At 72.1% G+C, this 7,601-nt stretch carries 6 protein-coding genes; 5 read left to right on the top strand and 1 reads right to left on the bottom strand.

Annotation, left to right across the window (positions count from 1 at the left end; all coding sequences use genetic code 11):
* The 3 genes from DRB89_RS22390 to DRB89_RS22380 form a co-directional block, all read left to right on the top strand.
* Positions 1–1,087 (top strand): hypothetical protein (locus DRB89_RS22390; protein WP_162688686.1); only part of this gene is annotated, 1,087 nt, incomplete at its 5' end.
* Between the two features lie 59 nt (positions 1,088–1,146).
* The gene (locus tag DRB89_RS22385) at positions 1,147–2,298 is read left to right on the top strand and encodes a hypothetical protein (RefSeq protein WP_112453643.1); all 1,152 of its coding nucleotides are present in this window, start codon (positions 1,147–1,149) and stop codon (positions 2,296–2,298) included.
* A gap of 14 nt (positions 2,299–2,312) precedes the next feature.
* Positions 2,313–3,512, top strand: a complete 1,200-nt coding sequence (locus DRB89_RS22380) for a hypothetical protein (RefSeq protein ID WP_112450089.1) — start codon at positions 2,313–2,315, stop codon at positions 3,510–3,512.
* 93 nt (positions 3,513–3,605) lie between these two features.
* Here DRB89_RS22380 and DRB89_RS22375 read toward each other — a convergent pair whose 3' ends face one another.
* Positions 3,606–5,123, bottom strand: coding sequence for an oligopeptide:H+ symporter (locus DRB89_RS22375; protein ID WP_112450088.1), 1,518 nt, complete (start codon positions 5,121–5,123; stop codon positions 3,606–3,608).
* A gap of 496 nt (positions 5,124–5,619) precedes the next feature.
* Between DRB89_RS22375 and DRB89_RS22370 the strand changes: the two genes are divergently transcribed.
* Positions 5,620–6,297: a response regulator transcription factor gene (locus DRB89_RS22370; RefSeq protein ID WP_112450087.1), complete on the top strand. Its 678-nt coding sequence runs from the start codon at positions 5,620–5,622 to the stop codon at positions 6,295–6,297.
* A 38-nt stretch (positions 6,298–6,335) separates the two neighbouring features.
* On the top strand, positions 6,336–7,601 hold the full coding sequence (locus DRB89_RS22365; RefSeq protein WP_112450086.1) for an ATP-binding protein: 1,266 nt from the start codon (positions 6,336–6,338) through the stop codon (positions 7,599–7,601).

Genomic DNA, 7,601 nt, shown 5'->3' with positions numbered 1-7,601 from the left:
TCCGGTGGGCGCCCGCAGCGCCACGATCAGCGCGGCCGCGCCCGGCCGCCCCGCCGCGCCCGGACGGCTCGGCGCGCTGCTGCTCGCCGCCGCGGCCGCCGTCCTGCTCCACACGGCGGCGGCCTTCCCGGCCGCCGCCGACGAGCCCGGCTGGACGGCCGAGCCCGTCGCCGGCGGCGCGCCCGCGGTGGCGCCCAGGGCCGGGGCCCGCCCGTACTTCTACCTCTCCGGCACCTCCGGCGCCGTGCTGGAGGACCGCCTCGCCCTGGACAACACCAGCGACCGGGAGCACACCGTCACCCTGCGCGGGGCCGACGCCTACAACACGGCGGACGGCGCCTTCGCGGTGCGCTCCGCCAAGCCCGCAGCCGGAGGCGGCTCGGAAGGGCCCGTCACCGGCGCGGGCCTCTGGATCAGCTTCGGCGCGGGCACCACGGTCAAGGTCCCGGCGCACACCCGCGCGGTGGTCCCCTTCACCGTCACCGTGCCGCCGGGCTCACCGCCCGGTGACCACCCGGCCGCCGTGGTCGCCACCGAGGCCGGCCGCGAGGTGGGCGTACGGGTCCACCTGCGGGTCGGCGGCCCGGCGCTGGCGGCCCTCACCGTCGAGGACGTCTCCGTACGCGGCAAGGGCGCGTCCGCGCGCGTGGCCTACACCCTGGTCAACCGCGGCAACGTGACCCTCGCGCCCGAGCTGTCCATCCGCGCCCGGGGCACCTTCGGCGAGGTCGCGGGCCGCAGCGCCCGCACCCTGCCCGTCGAGGTGCTCCCCGGCCAGCGGGTGGAGCTGAGCGAACCCTGGCCCGGCGCCCCGGTCTTCGACCGGGTCGCCCTCGACCTCACCGTCACCGCCCCCGGCGGCGCCCGCGCCACGGGGAGCGCCTCGGCGTGGTTCGTTCCCTGGGGGATCGCGGGCTGGACCGGCCTGGGGCTGCTCGGCCTCGGCGGAACCGCCGCGGCCGCGCTGCTGCTCGCGCGCAAACGGCGGTCCCGGGCCGGCGACCGGCACGGGACACGCCCGCACGGAAGCGCCGTACCCGAACAAGCCCCAGCACCGGACCACGAGTTGACGGGAGCAACCAGGTGAGCGCCAAGACCGGACGCGGCGGCAAGATCAGGGCCCTCGTCGCGGCGGGATGCGCGGGGCTGGCGGGACTCGCGCTCGGCGCGCTGACGCTGTTCCCGGCGGCACCGGCCGCCGCGGACGAGGCCAAGCCCGCCGTCGCCCTCTCGCTCAAGGAGGCCGCCAAGGGCACCGAGCTGTCGGTCACCGGCACCGGCTGGCGGCCCAAGACCATGGTGATGCTGCTGGTCTGCGGGCAGAACATGATCGGCGGCACCAACAGCTGCGCCAACGCCGACGGCATCGCCGTCTCGGTCGCCGACGACGGGAACTTCTCCGCCCAGCTCCCGGTGGTCGCGCCGCCCAAGCCCTGCCCCTGCGTCGTCAACGTCACCTCCGTCAACGGGGACCAGTCCACCGTCGCGGCCCCGCTGAAGATCACCGACCACCCGGTGGCCGAGCTGCCCGCGGAGGGCGGCACCGCCCGCCTCGCGATGCTCACCGGGGTCCGCCTCAAGGGCGAGGACGGGGTGCTGACCTGGTTCGGCGCCCCGCCGAGCCGCGAGTTCACGGTGACCGTCGGCAACCTCGGCTCCGCGCCGGTCAAGGACCCGGTCTTCCAGCTCGGCACCGCCCACGGGGTGTTCGCGCCGATCTGGGAGGAGGTCCGCTGGAAGGGCACGATCGCGCCCGGCGGCAAGGCGGAGATCTCCCTGAACGCGGCCCTGTCCGCGGGCGCCCACGGCGACTACACGGTCTCGCTCAAGTACGGCGAGACGGTCGTGGCCACGCAGCCCTGGGGCGTGGCCCGCCCGTACGGGGTGCTGCTGTTCTGGGGCCTGCTCCTCGTGGTGATCCCCGCGGCGGTCTTCCGGATCGGCATGGCCGTCGTCGACAAGGTCCGCCCGCGCGAGCAGGCCGGCGGCCGCCACCGGGGCTCCCGGATTCCCGACGCGGCGGCGGCGGTGACCACCCGGCTGCCGAGGATCGCGGCGGTACGGGGACCCGCGCGGGGTCCCGTACGAGGTCCCGCGCCGGCCCGCTCCGAACCGGCGGCCGGGCCCCCATCGACCACCACGGCGGCACTGCCGTGGTTCACCCCGGACAGCGCGCCGGGGACAACCGCACCATCCGAACCACCAGCACCACAGACACCACAAGCACCACACAAACCACATGCACCACAGACGTCCGCACCGTCTGAGAACAGTCCGACGACGAAGGGACAATCGTGAGGACCCAACGGAGGGTGAGCGCGGCCGCGGTCGCGCTGCTGTTCGGCGGCGCGGGCATCCTGCTGGCGGCTAGCCCCGCCCAGGCGGCCGACGTCTCCTACAAGGTGGAGTGCGTTCCGCCGGCGGGCGGTGGCGGCCCGGTCCAGGGCACGACCACGGCCTCGGTCACGGCCCCGGCCACCGCCAAGGTGGGCGACGAGGTCGAGGTGGTCTGGAAGACCGTGAAGCCGGCCTCGAACAACACCGACATCATGGATCTGGCCAAGGACAGCATCAAGCCGATCGGCTACGCGAAGGTCGGCGGCGCGCAGAGCGGCGAGCTGAAGATGGAGGGGACGCGGACCAACCCGCCGATCCCCAAGAAGGCCCCCATGGTCATCTCCGACATGAAGGCCAAGCTCAAGCTCACCAAGGCCGGCGACGTCACCATCTCGCCCGGCAAGTACGACGTCGACTGGAGCGGCCTGCTCACCCACTGCACCCCGCAGGAGGCCGTCGGGGTCGGCGTCACCATCAAGGTCACGGAAGGCGGCGGCGGCACCCCCGGCGGGAGCACCACCGGGACTCCGGGCGGCGGCGGCCAGACCGACTTCCCGGGCAAGGCCGTGGAGGTCGCCTTCGACTGCGGCGCCTTCCTGCCCGGGGGCATCAAGAGCCCGGTGACGATCAACGCCAAGAAGAACGGCGGCAACTACGACCTGACCGTCAAGACCGCCAAGGGGGCCATGAAGAGCCCGGCGGCCCTGCCGGCGGGGGCCCTGAAGCCCTCGATGAACATCAAGATCGGCGGCGGTGACAGCGGCACGGTCAAGGTCTCCGGTCCCGCGACCACCACGGCGATCGGCGCGGGCGACCCCGTCACGCTGAGCGATATGACCGGCACCTACAAGCCGGGCAAGACCGGCAAGGCGACGCTGAGCCCCGACACGATGACGATCGACGTCGTCATGGCCCCGGGCGCCACCCCGATCGTGGTGCCCTGCACCGCGACCAGCACCGGGGTCTCGCTGGAGCTCGACACCACCGCCCAGGCCGGCGGCGCCGCCGGCTCGCCCGGAGCCACGGGCAACACCTCCTCGGGCAACCTCGCCGAGACCGGCGCGGAGGACGAGGGCGGCATCAAGGCCCTCGCCCTGGTCGCCGGCACGGTGATGCTGCTCGGCGCGGCGGTCTTCACCTTCACCCCGTGGCGGCGCCTGCGCGGCCACCGGTAGGCCGCGGGCCCGCGGTCGCGGGCGGCACCCGGAACGACGGAACGGCCCGGCACACCATGCGGTGTGCCGGGCCGTTCCACGAGGCGGGACGCGTCAGTGGACGTCGCCCATCATCGTCTGGACCTTCTTGCGGTACATGTAGATCGCGAAGCCGGCCAGCGCCGCGAGCGCGGCCTGCATGCCGATGATCCCGGTCCCGTTCAGGTCCACCCCGGCGATCGAGAGCAGACCGGTGGTGCAGTCACCGGCGGTGACGGCGAGGAACCAGACGCCCATCATCTGGCTCGCGTACTTCTGCGGCGCCATCTTGGTGGTGACCGACAGGCCGACCGGGGACAGGCAGAGCTCGGCGATCGTCTGGATCATGTAGATCGAGACGAGCCACATCGGGCTGACCAGCGTGCCGCCGTTCGCCATGCCCATCGGGACGACGAAGACGAAGAACGAGCCGCCGACCAGGACGAGGGCCATCGCGAACTTCACGATGGTCGTCGGCTCCTGGTTCTTGCGCGCCAGCCAGATCCACAGCCAGGCGAAGATCGGGGCCAGCGTCATCACGAAGAGCGGGTTCAGCGACTGGAACCACGTCGAGGGGAAGTCCCACCCGAAGACCGTGTTGGCGGTGTTCTTCTCGGCGAAGGCGGCCAGCGTGGAGCCACCCTGGTCGTAGATCATCCAGAAGACGGCCGCGGCGACGAAGAACCAGATGTAGCCGTTCATCTTCGACTGCTCGGGGGCCGAGAGGTCCTTGTCGCGCTTGATGCGGACCAGGACGCCGACCGGGATCAGCAGACCCGCGACGGTCAGCGGGACGAGCGCCCAGTTCAGGGTGAAGACGCCGGTGAAGCCGATGATCGCGTAGAACAGCGCCGTGACGCCGACGACCGCGGCGACCTTGACGACGATCGCGTTGCGCTCCTGCGCCGACAGCGGGTTCGGGACCTGGCTGCTGACGGGGCTCAGGTGCTTGCTGCCCAGCAGGAACTGCGCCAGGCCCAGCGCCATGCCGACACCGGCGAGGGCGAAGCCCAGGTGCCAGTTGACGGTCTGGCCGACGGTGCCGATGACGAACGGCGCGACGAAGGCGCCGAGGTTGATGCCCACGTAGAAGAGGGTGAAGCCACTGTCACGACGAGGGTCCTTCGGACCGTCGTAGAGGTGGCCGACCATCGTGGAGATGTTGGCCTTCAGCAGACCGGAACCGGCCGCGACCAGCGCCAGACCGACGAAGAACATCGCCTGGCCGGGGATCGCCAGCGCGAAGTGGCCCGCCATGATCACGCCGCCGGCGATGGCGACGGTCTTGCGGGCGCCCCAGACGCGGTCACCGAACCAGCCACCGGGCATGGCCATGAGGTAGACCATGGCCACGTAGATGGAGTAGATGGCCGTGGCCGTGGCGGTCTTCATGGCCAGGCCGCCGCCCTGGCTGTCGGTCGCGGCGTCGACGCCGCCCGAGATCAGGTAGACGACGAGGAGGGCGCGCATGCCGTAGTAGGAGAAGCGCTCCCACATCTCGGTCATGAACAGAGTGGCCAGGCCACGGGGGTGTCCGAAGAAGGTCTTCTCGGTGGACGGGTCCGCCGAGTCCCTCGTCAGGCTGGAAGCCATGGTCGATCCTTGCTTGCTCGGGACGCGCGGCTTCGTGAGCTCAACGGCGCCCGGTGAGGGGTGGCCGGTACCGGCGGCGGGTTGTCCCGGCCCCACGCCCGGGGGCCTCGCTCCGCTCAGGCGGAGAGACGAGGGAACATCCGTAACCGGGATCCACGCCCTGCCGCGCTTCATCGCGCGAAGGGCCCGGCCCATAGGTCATTCACTGTCATCGGCCCCGAAGTGGGGGGGGTGCGACCACAGTGCCTGTCCGATCAGGACAGAAATAGAGACTTTCGGCTGGTTATTGGCCGAAAGTCTCTCAGATAGTGCATCAGGCGTCTCGACACCATACGACACGACAGTGCCGCATATGAAAGCACTTGAGAGATGGATCACAGGTTCGCGTGGAACCATCCGGGTACTTTCGAAGGCCGTCAGTCGTTCATAAGACCAGATCGGCAGGGGTGTGCAGGCGGGCCCCTTCTTTCACCCGCCGCGGACTACCATCACCCACATGACGCGTGTACTGCTCGCCGAGGACGACGCATCCATCTCGGAACCCCTGGCCCGCGCCCTGCGCCGGGAAGGGTACGAGGTCGAGGTCCGGGAGGACGGCCCCACCGCCCTGGACGCGGGACTGCAGGGCGGCGTCGATCTCGTCGTCCTGGACCTGGGGCTGCCGGGCATGGACGGCCTGGAGGTCGCGCGCCGGCTGCGCGCCGAGGGCCACGGCTTCCCGATCCTGGTCCTGACCGCCCGGGCCGACGAGGTCGACACGGTCGTCGGCCTGGACGCCGGCGCCGACGACTACGTGACCAAGCCCTTCCGCCTCGCCGAGCTGCTGGCCCGGGTCCGCGCCCTGCTGCGGCGCGGCGCCACCGAGTCCGCCCAGCCCCCCGCCACCCACGGGGTGCGCATCGACGTCGAGTCGCACCGCGCGTGGATGGGGGAGGAGGAGCTCCAGCTCACGGCGAAGGAGTTCGACCTGCTGCGGGTCCTCGTGCGCGACGCCGGCCGGGTCGTCACCCGCGACCAGCTGATGCGCGAGGTCTGGGACACCACCTGGTGGTCCTCCACCAAGACCCTCGACATGCACATCTCCTGGCTCCGCAAGAAGCTCGGGGACGACGCCGCGAACCCCCGCTACATCGCCACCGTGCGGGGAGTCGGTTTCCGCTTCGAGAAGAGCTGAGCGGCCGAGTCCGCTCCCCGTGGGGCATTCTCTAAGCCATGCGCCGCCGTCTGATCAACTCCACGCTCGCCGTGGTGCTCGTCGTCATCGCCGTCTTCGGGGTCTCCCTGGTCATCGTGGAGACCCGGACCATCACCAGCAGCGCCCAGGACCGCATCGAGTCCGAGGCGCTGCGGCTGGTGGGCATCGTCGAGGGCAGCGTCCTGGAGAAGCGGCCCGTCGACGCCGACGCGCTCGCCGAGCAGCTCGACGCCGGCCGCTACGCGCGGATCACGGTCCCCGGCCGCGAGCCGGTCGAGGTCGGCCGCCGGATCGAGGAGAGCGTCATCCGGGGCACGGCCCGCGGCGAACAGGGCGAGGTCGTGGTCGTCGAGCAGTCCCGCTCCACCGTCACCAAGGAGGTCGGGCGGACCCTGGCCGTCGTCGGCGCCGTGGCCCTGCTCGCCGTCGTGGCGGCCGTCCTGCTCGCCGTACGCCAGGCCAACCGGCTGGCCTCCCCGCTCACCGACCTCGCCGAGACCGCCGAGCGGCTGGGATCCGGCGACCCGCGGCCCCGGCACAAGCGGTACGGGGTCCCCGAGCTGGACCGGGTCGCCGACGTACTGGACTCCAGCGCCGAGCGGATCGGGCGGATGCTCACCGCCGAGCGAAGGCTGGCCGCGGACGCGTCCCACCAGCTGCGGACCCCGCTGACGGCCCTGTCGATGCGGCTGGAGGAGATCACCGTCACCGACGACCTGGAGACCGTCCGGGAAGAGGCCACCATCGCCCTCACCCAGGTGGAGCGGCTCACCGACGTCGTCGAGCGGCTCCTGACGAACTCCCGGGACCCCCGCACGGGCTCCGCGGTCCCCTTCGACCTCGACGAGGTCGTCAAACAGCAGCTGGAGGAGTGGCGGCCCGCCTACCGCAGCGCCGGCCGGGCCGTCGTGCGCTCGGGCAAGATCGGCGTCCGCGCCGTGGGCACCCCGGGCGCGGTCTCGCAGGTGCTGGCGACCCTGGTGGAGAACTCCCTCATGCACGGGGGCGGCACCGTGGCGCTGCGCACCCGCGTGATCGGCAACCAGGCCGTACTGGAGGTCACGGACGAGGGACCCGGAGTCCCGCCGGACCTCGGCAACCGGATCTTCGAGCGGGCCATCAGCGGCCGCAACTCCACGGGCATCGGCCTCGCGGTCGCCCGGGACCTCGCCGAGGCGGACGGCGGCCGCCTGGAGCTGCTCCAGGCGCAGCCGCCGGTGTTCGCGCTGTTCCTCAGCCGGACCGCGCCGGAACCCACCGAGTCGCGGGACACGGTCCGCTGA

The sequence above is a fragment of the Streptomyces sp. ICC4 genome (assembly GCF_003287915.1).
Taxonomy (GTDB): domain Bacteria; phylum Actinomycetota; class Actinomycetes; order Streptomycetales; family Streptomycetaceae; genus Streptomyces; species Streptomyces tritrimontium.
This window is presented reverse-complemented; position numbering and strand designations above follow the sequence as displayed.